This is a genomic window from Lacisediminimonas profundi (assembly GCF_008831265.1).
GTDB lineage: Bacteria > Pseudomonadota > Gammaproteobacteria > Burkholderiales > Burkholderiaceae_D > Lacisediminimonas > Lacisediminimonas profundi.
On the sequence record NZ_VTTH01000001.1, the window covers coordinates 899,885 to 922,439 of the forward strand.

At 63.1% G+C, this 22,555-nt stretch carries 20 protein-coding genes and 1 riboswitch; of the genes, 7 read left to right on the top strand and 13 right to left on the bottom strand.

Going from position 1 to position 22,555, the window contains the following annotated elements:
* Window position 1: 1 nt before the first annotated feature.
* The 3 genes from FVE66_RS04065 to FVE66_RS04075 are packed head-to-tail and all read right to left on the bottom strand — an operon-like array spanning window position 2 to window position 3,013.
* Window positions 2-523 (bottom strand): DUF934 domain-containing protein, encoded by a 522-nt coding sequence (locus FVE66_RS04065; protein ID WP_151446083.1) that lies wholly within the window; start codon window positions 521-523, stop codon window positions 2-4.
* On the bottom strand, window positions 516-2,210 hold the full coding sequence (locus tag FVE66_RS04070; RefSeq protein WP_151446084.1) for a nitrite/sulfite reductase: 1,695 nt from the start codon (window positions 2,208-2,210) through the stop codon (window positions 516-518). Before FVE66_RS04070 ends, FVE66_RS04065 begins: the two co-directional genes overlap by 8 nt.
* 29 nt (window positions 2,211-2,239) lie before the next feature.
* Window positions 2,240-3,013, bottom strand: a complete 774-nt coding sequence (locus FVE66_RS04075; protein ID WP_151446085.1) for a sulfite exporter TauE/SafE family protein — start codon at window positions 3,011-3,013, stop codon at window positions 2,240-2,242.
* Window positions 3,014-3,146: 133 nt separating this feature from the next.
* Here FVE66_RS04075 and FVE66_RS04080 point away from each other — a divergent pair, with 133 nt between their 5' ends.
* Window positions 3,147-4,088 (top strand): CysB family HTH-type transcriptional regulator, encoded by a 942-nt coding sequence (locus FVE66_RS04080; RefSeq protein ID WP_151446086.1) that lies wholly within the window; start codon window positions 3,147-3,149, stop codon window positions 4,086-4,088.
* Window positions 4,089-4,145: 57 nt separating this feature from the next.
* Here the strand turns inward: FVE66_RS04080 and FVE66_RS04085 are convergent, their stop codons facing one another.
* Together FVE66_RS04085 and FVE66_RS04090 are read right to left on the bottom strand one after the other, a co-directional pair.
* On the bottom strand, window positions 4,146-5,024 hold the full coding sequence (locus tag FVE66_RS04085; RefSeq protein WP_151446087.1) for a Crp/Fnr family transcriptional regulator: 879 nt from the start codon (window positions 5,022-5,024) through the stop codon (window positions 4,146-4,148).
* Window positions 5,025-5,334: 310 nt separating this feature from the next.
* Window positions 5,335-5,982 carry a response regulator gene (locus FVE66_RS04090; protein ID WP_151446088.1) on the bottom strand — a complete coding sequence of 216 codons (648 nt, stop codon included), beginning with the start codon at window positions 5,980-5,982 and terminating at the stop codon, window positions 5,335-5,337.
* A 569-nt stretch (window positions 5,983-6,551) separates the two neighbouring features.
* Between FVE66_RS04090 and FVE66_RS04095 the strand changes: the two genes are divergently transcribed.
* Together FVE66_RS04095 and FVE66_RS04100 are read left to right on the top strand one after the other, a co-directional pair.
* Window positions 6,552-6,995: a DUF2721 domain-containing protein gene (locus FVE66_RS04095; protein WP_151446089.1), complete on the top strand. Its 444-nt coding sequence runs from the start codon at window positions 6,552-6,554 to the stop codon at window positions 6,993-6,995.
* 130 nt (window positions 6,996-7,125) lie between these two features.
* The gene (locus FVE66_RS04100) at window positions 7,126-10,353 is read left to right on the top strand and encodes an EAL domain-containing protein (protein ID WP_151446090.1); all 3,228 of its coding nucleotides are present in this window, start codon (window positions 7,126-7,128) and stop codon (window positions 10,351-10,353) included.
* A 10-nt stretch (window positions 10,354-10,363) separates the two neighbouring features.
* On the opposite strand, the gene FVE66_RS04105 is transcribed toward FVE66_RS04100, so the two are convergent.
* From FVE66_RS04105 to FVE66_RS04120, 4 genes are all read right to left on the bottom strand, one after another.
* On the bottom strand, window positions 10,364-12,289 hold the full coding sequence (locus FVE66_RS04105) for a S8 family serine peptidase (RefSeq protein WP_151446091.1): 1,926 nt from the start codon (window positions 12,287-12,289) through the stop codon (window positions 10,364-10,366).
* A 20-nt stretch (window positions 12,290-12,309) separates the two neighbouring features.
* Entirely contained in the window at window positions 12,310-12,567 is a 258-nt protein-coding gene (locus tag FVE66_RS04110) for a hypothetical protein (RefSeq protein WP_151446092.1), read from the bottom strand.
* Window positions 12,568-12,658: 91 nt separating this feature from the next.
* Complete coding sequence (locus FVE66_RS20315) at window positions 12,659-13,975, bottom strand: hypothetical protein (RefSeq protein ID WP_194164346.1); 1,317 nt, start codon at window positions 13,973-13,975, stop codon at window positions 12,659-12,661.
* A gap of 391 nt (window positions 13,976-14,366) precedes the next feature.
* A complete protein-coding gene (locus tag FVE66_RS04120) occupies window positions 14,367-14,870 on the bottom strand; it encodes a hypothetical protein (protein WP_151446093.1) in 504 nt (167 codons plus the stop codon).
* Between the two features lie 123 nt (window positions 14,871-14,993).
* Between FVE66_RS04120 and FVE66_RS20120 the strand changes: the two genes are divergently transcribed.
* Window positions 14,994-15,143: a hypothetical protein gene (locus FVE66_RS20120; RefSeq protein ID WP_161993181.1), complete on the top strand. Its 150-nt coding sequence runs from the start codon at window positions 14,994-14,996 to the stop codon at window positions 15,141-15,143.
* Between the two features lie 98 nt (window positions 15,144-15,241).
* Here the strand turns inward: FVE66_RS20120 and FVE66_RS04125 are convergent, their stop codons facing one another.
* The gene (locus FVE66_RS04125) at window positions 15,242-16,108 is read right to left on the bottom strand and encodes an alpha/beta hydrolase (RefSeq protein ID WP_151446094.1); all 867 of its coding nucleotides are present in this window, start codon (window positions 16,106-16,108) and stop codon (window positions 15,242-15,244) included.
* Between the two features lie 117 nt (window positions 16,109-16,225).
* Window positions 16,226-16,452, top strand: a riboswitch (cobalamin riboswitch).
* Window positions 16,453-16,637: 185 nt separating this feature from the next.
* Here FVE66_RS04125 and FVE66_RS04130 point away from each other — a divergent pair.
* Genes FVE66_RS04130 through FVE66_RS04140 form a run of 3 tightly spaced genes read left to right on the top strand, consistent with a single transcriptional unit; the run spans window position 16,638 to window position 20,257 of the window.
* Window positions 16,638-18,500 (top strand): TonB-dependent receptor, encoded by a 1,863-nt coding sequence (locus FVE66_RS04130; RefSeq protein ID WP_241672995.1) that lies wholly within the window; start codon window positions 16,638-16,640, stop codon window positions 18,498-18,500.
* Window positions 18,501-18,536: 36 nt separating this feature from the next.
* Window positions 18,537-19,496, top strand: a complete 960-nt coding sequence (locus FVE66_RS04135; protein ID WP_151446096.1) for a FecCD family ABC transporter permease — start codon at window positions 18,537-18,539, stop codon at window positions 19,494-19,496.
* Window positions 19,493-20,257 (top strand): ABC transporter ATP-binding protein, encoded by a 765-nt coding sequence (locus tag FVE66_RS04140; protein ID WP_151446097.1) that lies wholly within the window; start codon window positions 19,493-19,495, stop codon window positions 20,255-20,257. Before FVE66_RS04135 ends, FVE66_RS04140 begins: the two co-directional genes overlap by 4 nt.
* Window positions 20,258-20,272: 15 nt before the next feature.
* Here FVE66_RS04140 and FVE66_RS04145 read toward each other — a convergent pair whose 3' ends face one another.
* The 3 genes from FVE66_RS04145 to panC all read right to left on the bottom strand — a co-directional run bounded on the left by FVE66_RS04145 (window position 20,273) and on the right by panC (window position 22,546).
* Window positions 20,273-20,683 carry a PaaI family thioesterase gene (locus tag FVE66_RS04145; RefSeq protein WP_151446098.1) on the bottom strand — a complete coding sequence of 137 codons (411 nt, stop codon included), beginning with the start codon at window positions 20,681-20,683 and terminating at the stop codon, window positions 20,273-20,275.
* Window positions 20,684-20,783: 100 nt separating this feature from the next.
* Window positions 20,784-21,707, bottom strand: coding sequence for a cobalamin-binding protein (locus tag FVE66_RS04150; protein ID WP_151446099.1), 924 nt, complete (start codon window positions 21,705-21,707; stop codon window positions 20,784-20,786).
* Window positions 21,707-22,546 (bottom strand): pantoate--beta-alanine ligase, encoded by an 840-nt coding sequence (gene panC / locus FVE66_RS04155; RefSeq protein WP_151446100.1) that lies wholly within the window; start codon window positions 22,544-22,546, stop codon window positions 21,707-21,709. The genes FVE66_RS04150 and panC overlap by 1 nt, the downstream gene beginning before the upstream one ends.
* Window positions 22,547-22,555: the final 9 nt, after the last annotated feature.

A 22,555-nucleotide genomic window follows, 5' to 3' on the forward strand; every position in this document is an offset into this window, starting at 1 on the left:
GTCAGACGGTCTCTGCGGTGCGTTGTGCGCGCCGGAACAGCGGCGCTTTCTGGTCCCATGAGGCCTGGTATGACTCGGAGAAGTCGGTCAGTCCCTTGAGCGCGTCCTCGATGCTGCGGTCCGGCCGGGTCGCAAAGGCATTGAAGCCGACGCGCTGCATGTAGAACAGCTGGTCGCGCAGTACGTCGCCGATCGCGCGCACCTCGCCTTCGAAGCCGAGGCGGGCACGCAGGTTGTAGGCGATCGAATAGCCACGCCCATCCGAGAACTTGGGGAAGTCCACGGCGATTACCGGGAAACGCGAGACTTCGTCCTTCAGTGCTTCGGCGCGCTCGTCGCTGGCGAGCCACACGCCGACGTCGGCGCGCGCTTCCAGTTCGGCGCGGCGCGCCTGCCAGACTGCCATCGGCACCAGCACCGGTCCGGCGGGAATGGCGACCGATTCGGCGCTCTCGCCCTCGGCCAGCTTCAGCAACGTCCAGTCGTCATTGACGATCTGGCGGTCCTTGATGATCTTACGCATATGTTTTCTCCCCGGCGCCTGCGTCTTCCGCAATCGGGCTGCCGTACACGTTGTTCTTGAAGGGCGTCACGCCGATGCGGCGAACGGTGTCGATGAATCGTTCATCTTCGATGCGCTGCTCGACATACACGTCGAGGATGCGTTCGACCACGGCAGGCATCTGGCTGGCCGAGAAGGAAGGTCCGAGGATCTTGCCAATCGCGCTGTCGTGGCCCTGCGCGCCGCCGATCGACACCTGGTACCACTCCGATCCGTCCTTGTCGACGCCGAGAATGCCGATGTTGCCCACATGGTGATGACCGCAGGCGTTGATGCAGCCCGAGATGTTGAGTTCGATCTCGCCGATGTCGTGCTGGAAGTCCAGGTTGTCGAAACGCTCGGCGATGGCGGCAGCGATCGGAATCGACTTGGCATTCGCCAGCGCACAGAAGTCGCCGCCCGGGCAGCAGATGAGGTCGGTCAGCAGGCCGATGTTGGGCGTGGCCAGTCCCTGCGCCTTGAGTTCTTGCCAGAGTTCGTACAAATCGGCTTGCCTGACATCGCCCAGCACCAGATTCTGCTCGTGGGTCACGCGCAGTTCGCCGAAACTGTATCGGTCCGCCATTTCGGCGACGAACTCGATCTGTTCAGCAGTGGCGTCGCCCGGCGGCACGCCGGTTTTTTTCAGCGACAGGGTGACGATGGCATAGCCGGTCATGCGGTGCGCCCGCACATTGCGCTTGATCCAGCTGCCGAACGCCTTCGATTCGGTTTTCTGACGGGCCAGCAAGGCGTCCTCGTCCTTCAGCGACTGGTAGGCCGGCGGCGCGAAATACGCCGCCACGCGATCGAATTCCTGCTGCGTGAGGGTGCTCGGGCCATCCTTGATGTCGGTCCATTCCGCTTCCACCTGGCGCGCGAATTCATCGGCGCCGATGGCCTTGACCAGGATCTTGATCCTGGCCTTGTACATGTTGTCGCGTCGGCCGTACTGGTTGTAGACGCGCATGATCGCTTCGGTATAGGTCAGCAGATGCTGCCACGGCAGGTATTCGCGGATCACGCTGCCCAGGATCGGGGTGCGGCCCATGCCACCACCGGCCAGCACCTGGAAGCCAAGTTCGCCGTGCTCGTTTTGCACGGCGTTGAAGGCGACGTCATGCACCAGTGTCGCAGCCCGGTCCTCGCTGGACCCATTAAATGCGATCTTGAACTTGCGCGGCAGGAAGGCAAACTCCGGATGGAAGGTGCTCCATTGGCGCATGATTTCCGCGAACGGCCGCACATCAACCAGTTCGTCCGCGGCGACGCCGCAAAACTGGTCGGAAGTGACGTTGCGAATGCAGTTGCCCGAGGTCTGGATGGCGTGCATTTCGACCGAAGCCAGCTTCTCGAGGATCTCGGGCGTTTCTTCCAGTTCGATCCAGTTGTACTGGATGTTCTGGCGGGTGGTGAAATGACCATAGCCGCGGTCGTGCTCGCGGGCGATGTGTCCGAGCATGCGCATTTGCTGCGACGACAGCAAGCCGTAGGGAATGGCCACCCGCAACATGTAGGCGTGGCGCTGATAGTAAAGGCCGTTTTGCAGACGCAGCGGGCGGAACTCATCTTCCGTCAGTTCGTCAGCCAGCCGGCGCTGGACCTGGTCGCGGTACTGGGCGATTCGTTCGCGGACTATCTGGTGGTCGTATTTGTCGTAGCGGTACATGGTGCTCCTTGATTTGCTCTTGTTGTCGCCTAGAAGACCAGCTTGGCTGCAACGCCGGTGAGCGTTGTGGCCAGCAGCAGGCGCAGTAATTTTTGGGGGATGGCGCGCGCGGCAAATGCGCCGATGGTGATGCCTGGCAGCGAGCCGAGAAGCAGGGTGCCCAGCAGTTCCCAGTTGATCGTGCCCAGCCACCAGTGGCCGAGGGCGGCAATTGCGGTCAGCGGCACGGCGTAGGCAATATCGGTCCCGGCAACTTCGGCGGGCGTCAGGCGGGGATAAAGCAGGACCAGGATCGTGGCGCCGATGGCGCCGGCGCCAATCGAGGAAATCGTCACCAGCGCGCCGAGCACGGCACCGGCTGCGATGGTGGCGGCGGCCAGCGACTTGCCGTGCAGGTGGCGCTCCGGGTGACTTGATATCCAGTCCTGGATGCGACCGCGGAAAATGATGGCGACCACGGTCAGCAGCACGGAAAATGCGATCGAATAGCGGACCACTTGGGCGATTTCGGCCTCCAGCGGTCCGATAATGCTCAGCCCCAGCGTGGTCACCAGCGCAGCCGGCAGCGCGCCGATGCTCAGCAGCTTGACGATTGACCAGTGGACCGTGTTGGTGAAGCGGTGGGCGACGGTGCCGGTGGCCTTGGTGATGGATGCGAAGGCAAGGTCGGTGCCGACCGCGACCGATGGATTGATGCCGAACAGCAGGGTAAGCAGCGGCGTCATCAGCGAGCCGCCGCCGACACCCGTCAGCCCGACCAGCAGGCCGACCGCAAAACCCGTCGCTATATAGGAAACAGTCATATCACCCTTCGCAAAGAAGGATGAATGGTAATAAACTGCTCCTGCATTCCAAACTACAGACTATCTATTTGCTTATATTCGCTTTTGATATATGAGCGAAGCATGAATTGCATAAGGGCAGGGAAGGAGGGCCATGAACCTACATCAATTTCGTTTTGTCCGTGAAGCGGTCCGGCAAAATTTCAACCTGACCGAGGCTGCGAAGGCGCTGTTTACCTCGCAGCCGGGGGTATCGAAGGCGATCATCGAACTTGAGGAAGAGCTGGGGATCGATATTTTTGCCCGGCACGGCAAGCGGATCAGGGGGCTGACCGAGCCGGGCCGGGCGGTCCTGCGCTCGGTGGAACTGATCATGACGGAAATCGAGAGTCTCAAGCGCATCGGCAATGAGTTCGCTGCGCAGGATACCGGCAGTTTCACGATCGCCACGACCCATACTCAGGCTCGCTATTCGCTGCCTAAAGTGGTGCAGGCGTTTGCCCAGCGCTACCCGAAGGTCCGGCTTTCATTGCTTCAGGGTAATCCACGGCAGGTCGGCGACATGGTGTTGCGCGACCAGGCGGACATTGGCATCGCCACCGAAGCGATTGCTGAAGTGGATGGGCTGGTCTCGATGCCCTGTTACCAGTGGGAACATGTGGTTGTGGTGCCGCCGGAGCATCCACTGCTGAAATCGCGCTCGCTGACGCTGGAGGAGATCGCGGCCTATCCGCTGATTACCTATGATGCCGCTTTCGCCGGACGAAACAAGATAGACCAGGCATTTTCGCTGCGTTCGCTGAAACCGGAAGTGCTGCTCGAAGCCATTGACGCCGATGTCATCAAGACCTATGTCGAACTGGGAATGGGCGTCGGTATCATTGCCGGCATGGCTTATGACGCCGAGCGCGACACCAATCTGCGGGCGATTCCGGCCGGGCACCTGTTCGGCACCAATGTGTCGCGGGTGGCGCTCAAGCAGGGCGCCTACATGCGCAGTTATGTCTACACGTTCATCGAATTGCTGGCGCCGACCATGAACCGCAAGCTGATCGACCAGGTCCTGAGCGGGACCAACGAAATGTACGAACTCTGAAGATTTGAGCGCATCCCGGTGCCAGGGCTTGCGCCCCGGTCGCCGGATTTGCCTCTGTCAGGCGGTGGAAGACGACTCTGACGAGGGCGGGACGTCCGCCGCTGCAGCGGCTTGCGCTGCAGCACGCGCCTTGCGCGCCTGCTTTGCGCGCAGGGTTGACGGCGGCAAGCGCCGCAGTGTTGTCAGGGCATCCAGGTCCCTGATGGTGATCGATCGCTGGTCCACCGTGATGAAACCGATCTCGTTGAACGCGGACAGTGTGCGGCTGACCGTTTCCAGGGTCAGGCCCAGGTAGCTGCCGATCTCGTGGCGCGTCATGCGCAGGTTGAAGATCTTGCTGGAGTAGCCCATCTCGGCAAAGCGTTCCGACAGCGATACCAGGAAGCGCGCCACCCGGGCCTCTGCCGACAGCCCGCCCAGCATGCTGACCATCGCCTGTTCCCTGACCAGTTCGCGGCTCATCACGCTGTACATCGCGTGCTCCAGCTCTGCATGCGCACGTCCCAGTGCGGTGAACTTCTTGAACGGCAGCAGGACCAGGTCACAATTCGACAATGCCACTGCCTCCGACGAATAGCGACGGGAGTGGATGCCATCCACGCCAAACAGGTCTCCCTTCATCGGAAAGCTGAGCACCTGTTCATTCCCGAACTCGTCAATCGCCACGGTCTTCAGAAAACCCGAATGGACGATGTAGAGCGTCTCGAATGGCTGCCCGATCGTGTGGATGCGCTGACCGGTCTTGAACTGCACATGCTGAAACAGGAATTCTTCGTCCGCAAGGGCGGACGTGGTGTGGATGCGCAGCAGGTCGCAGAGTTCTTTCAGTGTGGACCAAAGTTTGCCTTGCCGTTGCCATGTTGCATTTTGCAGATGCAGCACGGACGCAGGAAAGTCGGTTCGGATGTCGGGCAACTGTGTCGATGTCGATAGCATGGGATCTCCTCTATTTTTCATTTGATTGACTGGCTGCCGACTTCGGCTTGCTCGCACCCGCCAGTGCTTGCCGATGTAAGGGGCAATGCCTTCGGGAGGAGCGGGCCAGGCCGGGATGCAGGCCGCGGCTATTGCCGGGAGTCACAACTGAATTGCAAGTGCTTAGTATCCCAATCACGCTTGGGAAATACTATCGGGTGCCGCTGAATCGGGCTGTAGGACGCACTTGTGAAAGCTCGGTCTATTCCTACCGTGCCAGAGGTAGTGGGCGGGCGCGAGCGAGGGGCCTTGCGGGGGGGGGGCTGCAGTCTTACATCTTGAGCGGATTGAGCAGGCCATGGACAACGGCATATTGCACCAGGTCGGCGAGTGATGGAACGCCCATCTTGTGCAGGATCCGTGTCTTGTGCGTGCTGACGGTCTTGACCGAAAGGTGCAGCGATTCGGCGATCTCGGTGATGGATTTCCCGCCGACCAGCAGACTGAAGACTTCGAACTCGCGATCCGACAATTGCTTGTGCGGCAGGTCTTCGATCATTGAAGGCATCGCATCCATGGCAAGCTGTTCCGCGACTTCCAGGCTGATATAGGGGCGGCCTGAGGCCACTTTCCGGATCGCGCTGACCAGTTGGGTGCCGGCGCTTTCCTTGGTCAGGTAGCCGCGCGCGCCCGCACGGATCGCACGCACTGCGTACTGCTCCTCGTCATGCATCGTCAGGATCAGGATGGGCAACTTCGGCGTCTCGTCCTTGATCTGGCGAATCAGTTCCACGCCGTTACGGCCCGGCATGGAAAGGTCGAGCATGAGCAAGTCGAACCCGCCTTTTCGCACCTGTGCCAGGGCTTCGAATCCGTCGGTGGCTTCGCCCACCACTTCAATGTCGTCCGCACCTTCAAGTATGCGCTTCAATCCTTCGCGCATGATGGTGTGGTCGTCAGCGATCACAATGCGAATCATGGTTGGCTTGCCTGTCTGGCGCGCATGTCAGCCGCGATGCTTGAGTGCCTGACCGCGCCGTGCGGTTCGATATTGTCGATCTGGATGATGCCTCCCGTGCTCAGTATCTGATGCTACATTGCCGCCAGGCCGCAGCAACCGGGTCTGGTTGCTGCATCTGTCGGCGTAGCCCCGAACCACAACAATGAGTCGCTGCGGAGTATGACATAACGCGATCCCGGTGTGCGCCGCCGGAGCGGCTCGTCCGGTACTGAACGGGCGCTTGCGTGCGCCGCCGCGTCGACCGCACTGCCGGCCGGGGGATTTCGTTCTCCCAATGGACAGCATGACGCGGCCCACTGACCTTCTGCGTTCACCCGGCGATCCGTCTCGCGATCGAAGCAATCATTGCATTGTCCGTCATTGCGCGGGATCGACAAGGCTCGATTATTTTATTGCAATGAGCACTGCTTGCGCTAACGCAAGCTATTGAGCAAAGTCAAACAGCCCGGCATTCGTGCCTGGCTACCATCACTCGCCCCTGCTGTTAAACTGCATGCTTCGATTGTCAGAAAAATTCAGGCCCATTCATGCAAATCCAGCTTGGCGACATCGGACACACCATTCAACTGGCGATTGCGCCGGTATTCCTGCTGACCGGTGTCGGCACCAACCTGCTGGTGCTGACCAACCGCCTGGCGCGGATCATCGACCGTTCGCGTGTGCTGGAAGACCGGATGGACACGCGGGGCGAACCGGTCATTGCGGATTCGCTGGCCGAAATCGCCGTGCTGTATCGCCGCGCCCAACTGATTAATCGCGCAATTACGCTCTCCACCACCTGCGGCCTGCTGGTCTGCCTGGTGGTGGCCACGCTGTTTCTCGGGGATGCGCTTGGCTTGCGCCTGGCCAGCTTCATCGGGGGGCTGTTCGTGCTGGCGATGTTCTCCCTGATCGGCAGCTTTGTATTCCTGCTGCGCGAGATCTTCGTGGCGACCAATAATCTCAGCATGGCGAAGCGTTACAAGCACTGATCGCTGTCGTGGTTGTCGCGCTTGTGTTCGACGTCGCTCTATTTTTTTTCGATCATTTGTTCGGTTGACGAAATGTTTCGCTTGGAGCATTGTTCGGTCATTGTTTTGTTGATTTGACCACATTCATTCCATGACCGATCTCCCGGAGGACGAGCCAGATCCCCGCTTTGACGCCTCCATGCTGGCGTTGGTCGCGCAGGCGGTCGGCTTCATCGTCGCAATCTATGAGATTGATGACGACCTGATCTACCTGAGTGAGCAGTGGTCCCTGCTGACCCGGGGCGAAGCCGTTCCCGCCTATGCAAGCCCGGACGAATTCCGCGCGCAACTTCACCCGGATGACGCGATGGCGGTTGCCCGTAGCCTGGGAAAGTGCCTGCGCGGAGAGAGCGAGCACTGGGATGCGGAAATGCGGGTGCGCACCGTCAGCGGCGAGTGGCGGTGGCTGCTGCTGCAGGCCAGGATTACCGGGCGCAATGAGTTTGGCAAGCCGCAGCGTCTCATGGGTGCGATGTTCGACATTACAAATTATCGGCATTCATCTGCAGCCGGCAAGGTCGCTGCCGAGCGTTCGCTGAACCGCGTGACCAGGATGTACGAGGCGCGCAAGCAGTGCAGCAAGCTCATCGTCCTGAGCAAGAGCCGGGATTCCATGCTGTCCGAGGTGTGCCGGGTCGCGGCGACCGCGCCCGAACTCGCCCTTGCCTGGGTTGGAGCGGTCGATCCGGCGACGCTGGCGGTAACGCCGATGGCCCGATCCGGCGAAGAAGCTGCTTTCCTGGACGCCGCCTATTTTTCTGCCGATGCCCGGGTCGAGGAAGGATGCGGGCCGGTCGGGCGGGCTGTGCGCGAGAATCGCGCGCAGGTTTCGAACGACTTCCTGAGCGATCCCGAGGCCGCGCCCTGGCGGGCATTGGCTGGCCGCCACGGCATGCGCTCGGTGGCGGTGTTGCCGCTGGGCCAGGACAATACCCAGGCCTGCGTGCTGGTCCTGCACGCCCGCGAGCCGGATTTCTTCGATCCGCAACTGCTGGAATTGCTGATGGAGTTGGCGCAGGAAATTTCCTTCGGCCTGGAGAACCTGCAGCGCGACGCCGCCCTGCACGAAAGCGAGTCCCGTTTCAGGACGCTATGGGAAACTGCGCTCGACGCCATAGTGATTTTCGACGAGCAGTCGGTGGTTCACTATGCCAACCCGGCCGTGACAAGCATATTCGGATACCGGATCGAGGAAGTCATCGGCCGCAGTTTCCGCATGCTGTACCCGCCAGCCCAGGGCGAGGCGCATGAACGCGCAATGCAGCGCTACCTGGCCACGCCGCTCCCGGGCAGCCGCTGGCGCGCGGTCAGCAGCATCGGGCGTTACAAGGACGGACGCAACTTTCCGATCGAAATCACCTTCAGCGATGTGGTCATCGACGGTGTCCGTCGTTTCATTGGTTATGTACGGGATGTCACGCAACGCAAGCATGCCGAGCAACTGAATCGCAAGCAGAACAACATCTTGCGCCGGATCGCAGCCGGCGCCGGCCTCGAGCCTACGCTGGAGGCGATTGCGCGTCTGGTGGAAAGCGAGGTGGAAGGGGTGAGCTGCGCCTTCCTGGTGGCCGACGATGGCGCTGCCGGCTTCACGCAATGCGTTGCACCCTCATTTCCCGTGGCGTCGACCAGGGCATTGCTTGGCGCCGGCATTTCCCCCGCGGCGGGACCGGCTGGCGCAGCCGCAGCACGGAGGGAACCGGTGCTGGTGCCGGATCTGTCGGCAGCGGCGGAGTGGGCCAATACCGTCTGGCCTGGCCTGTCCCGTGGCGTGCATGCATGCTTCTGCTGGCCGATGGTCGGGCGCTCGTCGCGCCTGCTTGGCGTGATGATGATCAAGCGGCGGGTAGCGGGTGCGCTCGCCCAGGCGCAGATCCGGGCCGCGCAACTGGCGCTGGACCTCGGTGGTGTTGCAATCGAGAGTCGCAGGTCTGACGAAACGATCCGTTACCTCGCCAACTGCGACGAGCTGACCGGGCTTGCGAACCGGGCGGCACTGACCCAGGCGCTGGGGACGGCGATCGCGCGGGCGCGGCGCGGCGAGGGCCGGGTCGGCGTGCTGTTCGTCGACCTCGACCGCTTCAAGAACATCAACGACACGCTCGGCCATGAAGCCGGCGACGTGGTCCTGCGCGAGATCGCCCATCGCCTGCAGACTGTCCTGCGCAAGGGCGACCTGGTGGCACGCTGGGGCGGCGACGAGTTCATCGTGATGGTCGAGCAGTACCTCGATGTCGGAGTGCTGACCCGGATCGCGGACAAGCTGGTCAACATGATTTCCGCACCCGTATCCGTGGCCGACACGGAATGTCATGTAACTGCCAGCGTCGGTATCTGTACCTGGCCGGACGACGGCCCGGATCCGGAATCCCTGCTGCGCAACGCCGACATGGCGATGTACCGGGCCAAGGAGCAGGGGCGCAATGGATTCCGGTTCTATTCGGCGCAGATGGGCAACAGCTCGATGGAGCGCATGCAGCTGGAATCCGGGCTGCGGCGCGCGGTTGAAAACGACGAGCTGGTCCTGCACTTCCAGCCCAAGCTGGATCTGCTCAGCGGCGAGATCACCGGCATCGAGGCGCTGGTGCGCTGGCAGCACCCCCAGCAGGGCCTGATCTGGCCTCTCAAGTTCATCCAGCTTGCGGAAGAAACCGGGCACATCATCGCCATCGGGCGCACCGTGCTGCGCAGCGCATGCCGGCAAATGCGGGAGTGGCAGATGGCCGGACTGACCTGCGGCCGCATTGCCGTGAACCTGTCGGCGCGCCAGCTGGCGAGCGAGAGCCTGGTCTCCGATGTTGCCAGCGCGCTGCAGGACAGCGGCCTGCCGCCCGGCATGCTGGAGCTGGAGATCACGGAAAGCATGGTCATGAACAATGCACGCGCGGGGCTCAAGCTGCTGGGCGAATTGCGCGCCATGGGTGTGCACCTGTCGATGGATGACTTCGGCACCGGCTACTCGTCCCTGGCAAACATCAAGCGCTACCCGATCGACAGCGTCAAGATCGACCGTTCCTTCATCCGCGACCTGCCGCATGACAGCAACGATGCAGCGATTACCCAGGCGGTGCTGGCCATGGCGCATGCGCTCAAGCTGCGGGTGGTGGCTGAAGGCGTCGAAACCGAGGCCCAGCTCAACTTCCTGCATGAACAGAAATGCGACGAGATCCAGGGTTATTATTTCAGCCGGCCAGTGACGGCTGCCGTGCTGGAGGATTTCATGCGCCGCTACATATCATCCGATCGCATCAGCCTGGCTTTGCGGGGTGAACGCGCCAAGCCGCCGGGCCAGCTATTGCCGGCCCGGGACCAGAGCTGACAGCACCCGCTCACCAGGGCGCGCGTCCAGCGCCCAGGTTCAGCATCCATCCGGGCATGCGTACGCCGAACAAACCGTCCATTGCTCCCATTCCCGGTAATCCGCTCCAGGCCGGGTGCTGGTAAGCCTCGCCGCCGAATTGCGTCGAGAAGGGAGACAGGCTCATGGTTTCAACGGTGGCGCCCGGCATGCGCGCCAGGCTGCCGATCTGCCCGCTGGCGCCCTGCAGGCCGGCCGGATATGCATTTGCCGCCGGTGGCTGCAGCCCGAGCGCGATCAGCACATCCGGCAGGCCGAAGCCAGTCTTGCTGGCATTGCCGACATTGATTGGCCGGGCGCTGTAGCGGATCACCTGGAACAGGCGCTCGACCCGCTCCGCGCTGCGCGCCGCATAACGTTGTTTGAAGTCAGGATGATGCGCCAGGATCAGCGCCGCCAGTCCGGTGACGTGCGGCGCCGCCATAGACGTGCCATCCCACACGGCAAAGTTGTTGGTGGGGACCGACGAGGCAATCGCCACCCCCGGCGCGCACACCGCGATCTGTGGTCCGAAGCACGAGAATTTCGCGCTGAAGTAACCGTCCGAATCAATGCCGCTTCCGACCGTCTCGGTGTGATAGCTGTCGGGCGGGAATTCGCCGAGCTTGCCGATCGCAGCCACTGCCAGCACATGCGGCGAGGAGGCCGGATACTGGACTTCGTTGCCGGAATTGCCGGCGGCGACGATGCATGCTATTCCCTGCCGCCGGGCACGCAGCAACTGCTGTTCGAGCGCCTCCGAAGGCTGGGCGCCGCCCAGGCTCAGGTTGACCACGTCCACTTGCTGTTCGATGCAGTATTCGAGCGCGTCGATCAGTTGGCTCACCTGGCCGCCCGGGAACAGCTTGCAGACGTGGATCTCGGCGTCCGGCGCGAAGCCGCGGACGCCGTGCGGCCCGTCGCCCCCGGCAATCACGCCGGCGCAGTGGGAGCCGTGCGCAATCATGTCCTCGCTCCATTTGTCCGGGGCCGTTTTCTTGTTCAGTATGTCGATGCCGAGATGCAGGCCTTTCAGATCGTCATGGCTGGTGGCGGCGCCGGAATCGATGATTGCGATCTTGATTCCCTGTCCGCGGAATTGCGGTGGCAGCCGGTCAAGCCGCATTGCCCGCTGCCCCCAGCCCAATGCCTGCTGTTGCGGGAACATCGACAGCGAAGGCCATTCCGCCAGGGGGCGCAGGCCGACGCCATTTGGCGACTGGAAGTCGATATCCGGGTTGCGCTGGTAAAAGCTCCAGTAGTCGGCCTTCGGCTTGACATAGAGCGCAGTGATGCTTTCCGGTGTTTCGCCATACAGGGTCAGTACCGCGCGCCCCTGTTCGTCAGTGGTGGCATTGGCTGGCAACAGGCTGCCGAACAGGTAGACCTCGGCGCCGGCGACCGGTGCATTGTTGGAACCGAGCACCACAATTCCTACCTGTGCCGGCACCCCGCCCTGGGTCATGAATCCGGAGACCAGGCCGGGCACCGCCTGGCTCGGGTCGAGCAGATGCAGGCTCTGGTCGTGCTCGACGATCAGCCGCCCCTGTCCCTGCTGCTGCAGCACGCTGGCCTTCTCGTCGGCCATGCGGGCAACCATCACGCTGCTGCTGTCGCCCATGCCGGCGGCAAAGGCGCCGATTCCCGCCTTGGGCTTGATGATGTCGACGATTTCGATCTCGGGGTTGCTGCGCAGCGCCTGCTCGATGACGTTGGATTGCAGCGGCATCAGGCCCATCGTCATCAGGCCGTCGGTCTGGCGGCTGGCTACCAGGAACTGCGATTTGCGGCGGCCGATGCGGCGTGGCTGCCCTGTATTGTCGGTCTCCGGCCTATCCGTGGCGCGGCGCGCGGTGCGCGTGCCGCTGGATCCGGAACTATCCGGCGCGGCGCCGGGACTGGTATCTGGTTTTGGCATGGTGATGATCCTGTGTCGTGTCAATCCCCGCCACCGGGAAATGGAAACAGTGGCTGGTCCGGTTCTATGCTGAGGCGGCGGGCCGTGCGGAAACGTTTGCGCAGCTCTTTCGCCTGTTCTTCGTCCATCCGCACCACCGCCGTGTGCGGCGCATCCGGCGGACCGATGGTGTCCTCCAGTTGCAGTGCCGGATCGCTGCGGATGCCGGCAATGACTTCGGCGAGCGCCGCCGGATCTTCGGCGTGGACGAGATAGCGTGTCTGGGCAGGTTTTTGCATGTCGGCTTTTCAGTGAAGGGAAGGGCCGGGCCCGCATCCGGGACCGGCCCTGGCGCAGGCCCGGTGCCGCATGACTGGCACCGGCCAGGCTTCAATGAAGCGTCTGCTGGCCGAAGCCGCCTCCCGCACCCCCCATTGCATTGGCATATCCGGCCGGACTGCCTGGCGGGTTTTGCTGCGACATCTGTTGCATCATTTGCTGCGCCAGCTGGGCTTGCAGCGCGTAAGCGGTCGCCGGATCATTGGCAAATGGCAGTATCTGGCCGATCTGGCCCGCGATATTGCCGATGGTCGAGCCCAGCTGCGCGTTGCCCAGCAGTCCACCCACTGCGCTGCCGACCGGTTGCCCGATCTGGCTTAGCAAGTTGCCGAACCATCCCTGCGGCGCCAGCTGCTGCCCTTGGCCGAGTTGGGCCTGCTGAGCCTGTGCCTGGGCTTGTGCCTGTTGTTGCAGCGCCTGCGCGTAGGCGAGTGCCGCCGGGTCGGCATTGAAGGGCAGCATGCGCCCGAACTGCCCGGCGATGCCGCCAACAGTGCTGCCGAGGTTCTGGTTGCCCAGCAAGCCGCCGACCAGCCCGCCAACCGGGCGCGCCACCTGTCCCAGCAGATTGCCAAACCACCCCTGCGGCGCCAGCTCAGCACCTGGCTGCGCCTGCAGTTGCTGCATCGGCCACGGCTGCGCCTGCTGTGCCTGTGCATAAGCTTGCATCGGGTCGGCGCTGAACGGCAGCATGCGTCCGAATTGCCCGGCGATGCCGCCAATGGTGCTGCCCAAGCCGCGGTTGCCGAGCAGGCCTCCGATCGCGCCGCCAACCGGTTGTGCCACTTGTCCCAGGAGGTTGCCGAACCAGCCTTGCGGTGCCAGTTGCTGTTGCTGCTGAAGCTGCTGTTGTTGTTGCTGAAGCTGCTGCAGTTGCTGCAGCTGTTGGAGCTGTTGCAGCTGTTGCTGCTGCGCCGCCATCGCTGCCGGGTCGGCGCTGAAGGGCAGCATTGAACCCAGCTGGCCTGCGATGCCGCCTATCGTGCTGCCCAGGCCCTGGTTGCCGAACAAGCCGCCGATCACGCCGCCAACCGGACGTCCGACCTGTCCGAGCAGGTTGCCGAACCATCCCTGCGGGGCGAGTTGTTGTGCGAGTTGCTGTTGTGCGAGTTGCTGTTGTGCGAGCTGCTGCTGTGCAGCCTGCATCGGGTCGGCACTGAAGGGGAGGAAGGCGCCGCCTATTCCGCCGGCCATCTGGCCGATCTGGCCGCCAAGTTGAGAGTTGCCGAACAGGCCGCCGATACCGCGTCCGACCAGGCCGCCGACCGGGCCGCCAAGCAGGCTACCGAACAGGCCTTGCGGACTCAGGCCGGCGCCATAGGCTTGCGGATACTGGGCCGGATTTCCCTGGAACTGGGATTCATACATATGAGACTCCTCGATTGATTTTTGCCTGCGACCTTGGCCGTTGCTGCATCGGGAAGTGCAGGTCACCTGCGCACCTGCATGGCCGCCGCTGTCGGGCAAACTTGTTCGTTGATGTCGCGAGCGTTGATGACCGCTCCCGAACGCTTGTACTGCGGCCGAACAACTGGCTGGCGCCGTCGTTCATGCAGCGAGCAGTGTTGTCGTGCGCAGCGCGCTTTTCAAGCAGTGCAGGGCAAGCGTTGAGAGGTCTCAATCGAGACAAAAATCGCTGTACGCCGGTGTTCGATTCGTTCGATTAACGACTGACGTTTTGGAGTGCCTGGAACATGAGGGCGCCGTGCGATCCTTGCAGAGTCGTGCCGCCGCGACTCATCCTGAAGAGGGGACGGAGTTACCGCTGCCAGCGGCGGTCTTGCCCCGCATCCCGATGCTGATCGTCGTGCTGCCGGCGCAATTCGCGCTCATGCCATTGGCGCAGGCGCAACTCCTCCTCGAACAGGCGCCGTTCGCGTAAGGAGGGTTCGCTCTCGATGATCATCGGGGGACGCATCGGCGATATCTGCCAGCCTGGAGTACCCGGCTGCATGGCCCACGGCGGGTTCGCGGGCATCGCGAAGCTGGGCGGGGTCTGGTACAGCGGGGGTGGCGGGCTGTACATTCCCGGTGGCGGGGCAAACATGTGCGGCGGCGGGGCGTAGCGCTGTTGCGCCGGGCCCCCTTGCCCATGATGCGGGCCAGAGGGCAGGGTTCTTGCCGGTGCCACCCCATGCGCCCAGGCCGCCAGCGGCAACGACTGGCAGAGGCAGATGGCAATTGCGGGAAGACAGGCAAGAATGCGCATGACGGGACCTTCGGACATGTCTGTATTGAAGCCGGTACTTGTCAGCTTGGACATGAGCGAAAGGTAATCGATGTAAGCGGCCGTAAAAAAGTCTGCGTTCGTTGCCAGTTGGACTATTGACCTGCTGCAATCAGTTCCGGTAAGGTAAGGGCTCCTCACTTTCCCGACTGCGCGAACATGCCAGACTCCACCGGTTCTACCGCACAGACCTCGTCGAGCAAAGGCCGGCAGTTCAATGTCAACAAGCTGCAGGCGGCGCTGTCCATGGCGGCTTCGGCTGCTGTCACCATCGCTCTGGTGGCGTGGGCGATTTCGGCCTGGTCATGATCCGTCGCCGGTTTCCGGTCTGCGGTTTCGGCTGAATCCATCGAGCCTGCCCTGCGGGAGTCTGCTTGCGGGACTCTGCCTGGTTCATGCAGTCCGGCCTACATGCTCTTCATCAAATCAACGCTTGCCCTGAATAGAGGGCTTTCCGCGTTTCCGAACTCGTCGCATATCCCCAGGTGATGAATTCCGGTCAGTGGCACATCGGCCACATGTCCGGCGCGCCATTGGTCTGCTATCAGTCGATTCTGCCGCTGGAATTCTTCCGACTCCAGGCCGCCCACTGCAGTGATGAAGCGCGCAGGATGCGATGGCGTCATGAAGGCGGGCGATAAAGAAGCCATGTCTTCCGGCCCAAGTTTCAGGTCGACATTCAGGAAATCCGCATGGCGCACCGGTTCCATGTCATACACTCCTGACAGCAATACCCCGGCCTTGACCAGGTCCATCGGCAGGTCCTCGCCGAACAGCGGCCAGCGTGCTGCCATCATCATGGCCGCCAGGTGCGCACCGGCTGAATGGCCGGCCACCGCAATCCGTGCCGGGTCGATGTCGTAGCGTTGTGCATTGCGGTACAGCCACGCCAGTGCGCGCAATTGCTGCAGCACGATTTCCTCTATCGTTGCCGCCGGCGCCAGTGTGTAATTGGGCAGCGCAACCGAAAATCCGGCTTGCCGCCAGGCAGGTACCAGGAAGGAAAAATCCGACTTGTCCAGCGCGCGGAACCAGCCGCCGTGGATGAATACCAGCAGCGCCGCCCCTGGCTGCCGGGCAGGGAAGAGGTCAAGCCGTTCTTCCGCGGCATCGCCGAAGTGCAGGTCGAACAGGCCGGCTTGCGTGCGCCGCACGTGGGCGGATTCTTCCTTCCAGCGGGTCAGTATGCCGGCGTAGTCCGGAATCCGCACCCGCGTGTTGAATTGCTGGTTGTAATAGGCAGTGAGGTCGGCAGTCAGGACTTTGTCGTTCATGAGGCGCACAGGATGGATGGCACGGTCGGACCCGGATGGGTGCCGAAGATAATAGCAAATGCTGGCGATCGCCTGCAGGCGCCCAGCTTTCCAGATTGACCATTGCGCCAGCCGGCACTACACTGGCGGCGTTCAGGTGCATGCACGCCTCTCCGGCGTGCAGTTAAACGGGAAACACGATACGGAGCGCGGCTTCGTCAACGTGTGCTGCCCCCGCAACGGTAAGCAAGCGTATGGGTCATCCATACCGGTCGCCACAACGCCACTGTGCCAGGGTTCAGGCATGGGAAGGCCAGGCGGTTTGTCTTGCAAGCCCGGATACCGGCCAGGACAGGTGAAGCGTCTGCGCAAGCATGCCTTCGTTCGAACCGGGCTTGCGGGGAAGCAGGCCTGGTGCCTCTCGTATCAAACCATCACAATGATCCCTCGTTTTTCCCGTGGTCCGGCATGGATGCCGCTCGCACTCGCCTCTGCTATTGCCGGGGCTTTCCCTTCTTCTGCCGCTGCCCAGCCTGCTGCCGAATCCTCCTTGCCGAACGTACTGGTGACCGGTTCGCGCTTTGCCAGCGATCCTGCCTTTGCACCGATCGGCGCCGCCGTCATTACCGCTGACGACATCCGTGAATCGGGCGTCACCAGCGTCAACGAAGCGCTGCGCAAGATCGGCGGCGTGTCCGGCCGCCAGGCACTCAACGGATCGGAAGATTTCGCGCTGGACCTGCGCGGTTTTGGCAGCACCAGCGACCAGAACATGGTCGTGCTCGTCGATGGCATCCGCTTGTCCGAGAGCGAGCAGGCCAGCGCCGTATTCAGTGCAATCCCGATCGAATCAGTGGAGCGGATAGAAGTGGTCCGTGGCGGAAGCAGCGTGCTGTACGGCGAGGGCGCAACCGGCGGCACGATCCAGGTCATTACCAAGCGGCCGGCTCGCAACGCCGGGCGCGGTACCTTGTTCGGGGAAGTCGGCAGCTATAACTACCGCACCATGCGCGCATCTGCGGCCAGGGACTGGAACGGCCTTTCGATCGACGTCAATCTCGGCGCGGTGCGTACTGACAACTACCGCCGTAACAATGCGCTGTCAGAAGAAAATTTCAGCGGGGTACTGCAAAAGGCTTTTGACGGTGGACGGGTCGGTATCCGGGTCGCCAGCGCTACCCAGAATTACCGCCTTCCGGGCGGATTGAAGCTGTCGGATTTCGCCGCCGACCCACGTGCCGCGAGCACGCCGGCCAGCTATGGGTCGCTTGACGTCCGTCGTTACACCCTGTTCGCCGAGCGCCGCGTCGGCAGCCTCGACTTTGCCGCCGAGTTGTCGCGTTCAGAGCGGACTTCCCGCATTGAATTCGGCACCTTCCTTAACGGTTACCAGGGCAATGTGACGCAATTCTCGCCGCGCGTGCGCTGGCTTGCATCGTCAGCCGGCATTCGTAACGAACTGGTGGCCGGCATCGATCATTCCCGTTGGGACCGTGCCGGTTTTGTGGGGAACACCAGCAATGGCGTGCAGTCCGCATCGGCGACCTATCTGCGGGATGAACTGCGCATCGGAGACTGGCGGCTGGCCGCGGGCGTTCGTCATGAGAACTTCGACAAGACTTACTCCGATCCCACCGCATTCTTCGGCTCCAGCAACAGCTACCGCATTTCGCAGTCGCTCAATGCATGGGAACTGCAATCCGCCTGGGCCGTCACCCGCAAGGCGGAACTGTATGCCAAGGCCGGTAAAAGCTACCGCATGCCCAATGTCGACGACAATGCCGTGGTGCCCGTTGCTAACCAGCCGCTCGCGCCCCAGCAGTCGCGCGACTTCGAATTGGGAGCCACGCTCGGCGACGACAAGGGCAAACTGGTCGCCCGCATTTTCCGGCATGACCTGACCCAGGAAATCTTCTACAACTCGATGACCTTCACCAACGTCAACCTTGACCCGACGCGCCGGGAAGGTTTCGAGCTGGAAGCAAGCGGGCGGATCGCCGCAAGCTGGCGCGCCAGCGCCAGCCTTCAGCATGTGAAAGCAAGGTTCACCGAGGGTCCGAGTGCGGGCCGCGAGATGGTGCTGGTGCCGCGCAATACGGCATCGGTTCGCCTGAATTGGTTACCGGGAGGCGGCCATAGCGGCAACCTCGCTTTGCGCTGGGTGGACACCCAGCGATTCGGTGACGACATGACCAATGCCTGCAGCCAGCGCGTCCCTTCCTACACCGTGCTCGACGGCCGCTATGCTTACCGCCGCGGGCCATGGGAGTTCGCGCTGACCGGCACCAACCTCGCCAACCGGAGTTACTACAGCAGCGCCTTTGGCGACCCGTTCACGATGGGCCAGTGCAACGGCGGCGTCTATCCGGAAGCAGGGCGCCAGCTCAGGGCTTCGGCGCGGTTCGAGTTCTGATAGCACGATGAAGGAGCAAGGGTGCTGACAAGTTGCATGAACAGGCGGGCCGTCACACTGGTGCTGCTGGCGCTGGCGGCCTGCCTGGCCTTCGCCTTGTCGACCTTCTGCGGCAGTACCGGTTGCGGCGGTGGCGACAGCGACATCGTGTGGCAGTTGCGCGCCCCGCGCACCGCCGCCGCATTCGCCGTCGGCGGCCTGTTGTCCCTTGCCGGGGCGCTGATGCAGGTGCTGCTGCGAAATCCGCTGGCTGACCCTTATGTGCTGGGGGTATCCGGCGGTTCAGCTGCCGGCGCGATGCTGGGCCTGGTATTTTTTCCGGCGCTGGCGTGGAGCCTGCAGGCCGGCGCGCTGTCCGGCGCGCTGCTGTCCATGCTGCTGTTGATGGCGCTGGCGCAGAAGAGCCTGTTCACGCCGCTCCCCGCTTCATCGGCACCGGCCGGCGTGCGCTTGATTCTCACGGGTGTCATGATCGCTTCCGCCTTCGGCGCCTTACTGTCGCTGATGCTGGCGCTGGCCCCTGACAATACGCTGCGCGGCATGTTCTTCTGGCTGCTCGGTGATCTCGAGGGCAGCCGCTTTTACCCGCTCGCCTGGGGCGTGCTGATTCTGGCCGTCGGCTGGGCGCTGCTGGCGGCTCCCCAACTTAATGTCCTGGTTCACGGCGATGCCACCGCTTTCCTGCTTGGCATTCGCGTCGGCCGCTTGCGCCTGACGACCCTGCTGGTCGCATCGATGGCGACGGCCGCTGCGGTTTCCGTCGCCGGCACCATCGGCTTCATCGGCCTGGTCGTGCCGCATGCTGCGCGCCTGCTGCTGGGCAATGACCAGCGACTGCTGTTGCCGGCCTGCGTGCTCGCAGGCGGCATTGCGCTGGTACTGGCCGACCTGCTGGCGCGCACCATGGCCGCGCCGGTGCAACTCCCGGTAGGCGTGATAACGGTATTGGTCGGCGTGCCGGTGTTCCTGTTCCTGCTGGCAAGGAGCAGGACATGACGCTGCTGGCAACGCATGGATTGAAGCTTGCAATTGGCAACCGGACCCTGGTGCAAGACCTGGACTGGGTGGTCGAGCCGGGGCAGTTGTGGTGCCTGCTGGGACCGAACGGCGCCGGCAAGACGACCCTGCTGCATGCGCTGTGCGGATTGCGGCATCCGTCTGCCGGTACCTTGGCGATCGACGGCCAGCCGCTGTCGGCAATCGAGCCCGGGAAGCTGGCGCGCCAGCGCGGACTGATGCCGCAGCAGCAGTTCGACGCGTTTTCCCACACCGTGCTCGATACCGTGCTGGTCGGCCGCGCGCCGTACCGGGTCGGACGACAGTGGGACAGCGAGCAGGACAGGGCAGTGGCGCTGGAGGCATTGCGCCGGGTCGGGCTGGACGGCCTGGCCGGGCGCGACGTGCTGGGTCTGTCCGGCGGCGAACGGCAACGGGTATCGCTTGCTGCGCTGCTGGCGCAGTCGCCTGAGCTGATGCTGCTGGACGAACCGACATCGCACCAGGATGTGGGTCACCAGCTGGCCCTGATGCGGCTGGTGCACGAGTTGCTGGCCACGCATGCGGTCATCATGACCTGCCACGACATCAATCTCGCGGCCCGCCACGCCACCCATGTGCTGCTGATCTCCGGCGCACGTCACTGGATAGGCAGCGCGCAATCGGTGCTGACCGAAGGGACGCTGCAGGCGGCGTTCGGGTGCAGGTTCGAAAGGAATGGCAGCCTGTTTGTCGCGGTCGAGGACAGTGCCCGCGATTGAGGCCTGGGGCTTGCCCTAGCGCAGTACCATCTGCGTGCAGCGAAACAGCGCAATCGTCTTGCCACCGGCCTTCACCGTCGCATCCCATACCTGAGTGGTGCGGCCGAGGTGCACACCGCGCGCCTCGCATTCAATCGTGCCTTCGAGTGCCGTGCCGAGGTGGTTGGTTTTCAGTTCCACCGTGGTGAAGCCTTTCGCGCCTTCCGGCAGATGCGCAACGCAGCCATAGCCGCAGCAAGTGTCGGCCAGTGCAACCACCGAAGCAGCGTGCAGGAAGCCATTGGGCGCCAGGTGATGCGGCTTGATCGGCATTCGTGCTCGCAGCGTCTGCGGCCCGACCTCCAGCACCTCGATGCCGAGTAGCGCCGGCAGCGTGCTCTCTTGCATCTTGTTGAAATATTCGGGCGTCGGCGAGAGAGGTTTCATGTGTGATCCGTGTGCGGGATGGGTGGCTGTAGTGGCAGGGGAATGGTGGTCTTGCGTGGATCCGGATGTGTGGGACGTGGCATCGGCGGCGGCATGCCTGCTAGCGCTTCGTGCGGGCGAGGTCCAGCGCCCGGCAGATTGCTTCCGTCCCTTCCAGGATGCGTGGCGTTGCGCGCGTCAGCGAATCGGAATCGACGGTGTACAGGTTGGCGCGCCGGACTGCGGTGGCGCGCGGAAAGCGCCGCCATATCTGCACGCCATCATCATCGGCGCCACCGCTGGCATTGATGATCACTTCCGGGTCGGCCAGCAACACGTCCTCGATACCGACCGTTGGCGCCAGTTGCGGCAGATGGCCGAAGATATTGCTACCGCCGCAGGTGGCAATCGCATGCGACACCAGATGATCGTTATTCAGCGTCATCAGCGGCGCGCGCCAGATCTGGTAGAACACGCGCACCGGCGGGCGGCTCCGATAGCGGGCCTGCAGCGCCTTTACCTGTTGCCTGAACTGCGCCGCGGCGGCACGTCCGGTCGAGGCGGTGCCGGCCAGTACCGACAGCCGCTCCAGCGAGGTCGCAATGGTTTCAAAGTCGCGCGGCTCGCTGACGAACACCGGATACCCCAGTTCGCGCAACTGCTGCAGCCGTGCCGCATTGTTGCCGCTGCCCCAAGCCACGATCAGTTGCGGCCGCAGCGCAGCGATGCGCTCCATGTCGAACGCAGTCGCGCTGCCCACCGAGGGAATACGGCGCGCTTCGGGAGGAAAGTTGCTGAAGTCGATCGCGCCGGCCACGCTGGATCCGGCGCCGACCGCAAACAGCAGCTCGGTCGCATGCGGCGCAAGGCTGACGATGCGGCGTGCCGGCGCCGCGAGGGAGATGGTCTGCCCGGCGTCGTCCAGCACCGACACCACCGCTTGCGCCGGGGCGGCAGCCAATGCGCAAGCGACGGCGACGATGGCAAGCAGCAGCGAGCGGGCCCCGCCTTTCCACGTCGGGTGGCAAAGGCCGGCCGCGGCCATCAGATTTCCAGGTTGTCGATCAGGCGGGTGGCGCCGAGACGGGCCGCGGCGACCACCACCAGCGGCTCGTTCTTGGCCAGGTCCCCGGCTGCGGGCGGCTGCAGGTCGATCCGCTTGCGAATCGAAATATAGTCCGGCTTCCAACCGCGTTTGGTAAGCCGGGCCATGGCTTCGCGTTCGAGCTGGAATATGTCCAGGTGGCCGGAGCGCACTTCGTCTGCAACCTGCTGCAGTGCCTGGTACAAGGCCGGCGCTTCGGCGCGCTCGTCGGGCCTGAGATAGACGTTGCGGGATGACAGTGCCAAGCCATCGTCTGCGCGCCAGGTCTCGGCAGCGATGATTTCGGTGGGTAGTGCAAACTGACGCGCCATGTTGCGCACGATCATCAGTTGCTGGTAATCCTTCTTGCCGAACACGGCCACGCGCGGCTGCACGCACGAAAACAGCTTGAGCACGATGGTGGTGACGCCGGTGAAGAAACCGGGCCTGAATTCGCCCTCAAGAATGTTGCCGAGGTCGTCGGGCGGACGCACGCGATATTCCTGCGGCTCCGGATACAGCTCTTTCTCGGTTGGCGCGAACAGCACGTAGACGCCCTCGCGCTCGAGCTTTTCGACGTCGGCCTGGAAAGTGCGCGGATATTTGTCGAAATCTTCGTTCGGACCGAATTGCAGGCGGTTCACGAAAATTGATGCCACCACCGGGTCACCATGCTTGCGGGCCAGTCGCATCAGCGACAGATGGCCTTCATGCAGGTTGCCCATGGTTGGCACGAATGCGGTGCGCAACTGGCCGCGCAACTGGTCACGCAATTCATCGATGGACGAAATGATTTTCATTGGAAAGCG

Excerpts from the sequence above, each read along its gene's own strand:
- FVE66_RS04135 (WP_151446096.1), top strand. The coding sequence starts at position 18,537 with ATGAACAGGCGGGCCGTCACACTGGTGCTGCTGGCGCTGGCGGCCTGC.
- FVE66_RS04090 (WP_151446088.1), bottom strand. The coding sequence starts at position 5,982 with ATGATTCGCATTGTGATCGCTGACGACCACACCATCATGCGCGAAGGA.
- FVE66_RS04120 (WP_151446093.1), bottom strand. The coding sequence starts at position 14,870 with ATGTCCAAGCTGACAAGTACCGGCTTCAATACAGACATGTCCGAAGGT.
- FVE66_RS04145 (WP_151446098.1), bottom strand. The coding sequence starts at position 20,683 with ATGAAACCTCTCTCGCCGACGCCCGAATATTTCAACAAGATGCAAGAG.
- FVE66_RS04150 (WP_151446099.1), bottom strand. The coding sequence starts at position 21,707 with ATGGCCGCGGCCGGCCTTTGCCACCCGACGTGGAAAGGCGGGGCCCGC.
- FVE66_RS04095 (WP_151446089.1), top strand. The coding sequence starts at position 6,552 with ATGCAAATCCAGCTTGGCGACATCGGACACACCATTCAACTGGCGATT.
- FVE66_RS04125 (WP_151446094.1), bottom strand. The coding sequence starts at position 16,108 with ATGAACGACAAAGTCCTGACTGCCGACCTCACTGCCTATTACAACCAG.
- FVE66_RS04080 (WP_151446086.1), top strand. The coding sequence starts at position 3,147 with ATGAACCTACATCAATTTCGTTTTGTCCGTGAAGCGGTCCGGCAAAAT.
- FVE66_RS04075 (WP_151446085.1), bottom strand. The coding sequence starts at position 3,013 with ATGACTGTTTCCTATATAGCGACGGGTTTTGCGGTCGGCCTGCTGGTC.
- FVE66_RS20120 (WP_161993181.1), top strand. The coding sequence starts at position 14,994 with ATGCCAGACTCCACCGGTTCTACCGCACAGACCTCGTCGAGCAAAGGC.
- FVE66_RS04065 (WP_151446083.1), bottom strand. The coding sequence starts at position 523 with ATGCGTAAGATCATCAAGGACCGCCAGATCGTCAATGACGACTGGACG.
- panC (WP_151446100.1), bottom strand. The coding sequence starts at position 22,546 with ATGAAAATCATTTCGTCCATCGATGAATTGCGTGACCAGTTGCGCGGC.
- FVE66_RS04085 (WP_151446087.1), bottom strand. The coding sequence starts at position 5,024 with ATGCTATCGACATCGACACAGTTGCCCGACATCCGAACCGACTTTCCT.
- FVE66_RS04110 (WP_151446092.1), bottom strand. The coding sequence starts at position 12,567 with ATGCAAAAACCTGCCCAGACACGCTATCTCGTCCACGCCGAAGATCCG.
- FVE66_RS04100 (WP_151446090.1), top strand. The coding sequence starts at position 7,126 with ATGACCGATCTCCCGGAGGACGAGCCAGATCCCCGCTTTGACGCCTCC.
- FVE66_RS20315 (WP_194164346.1), bottom strand. The coding sequence starts at position 13,975 with ATGTATGAATCCCAGTTCCAGGGAAATCCGGCCCAGTATCCGCAAGCC.
- FVE66_RS04105 (WP_151446091.1), bottom strand. The coding sequence starts at position 12,289 with ATGCCAAAACCAGATACCAGTCCCGGCGCCGCGCCGGATAGTTCCGGA.
- FVE66_RS04140 (WP_151446097.1), top strand. The coding sequence starts at position 19,493 with ATGACGCTGCTGGCAACGCATGGATTGAAGCTTGCAATTGGCAACCGG.
- FVE66_RS04070 (WP_151446084.1), bottom strand. The coding sequence starts at position 2,210 with ATGTACCGCTACGACAAATACGACCACCAGATAGTCCGCGAACGAATC.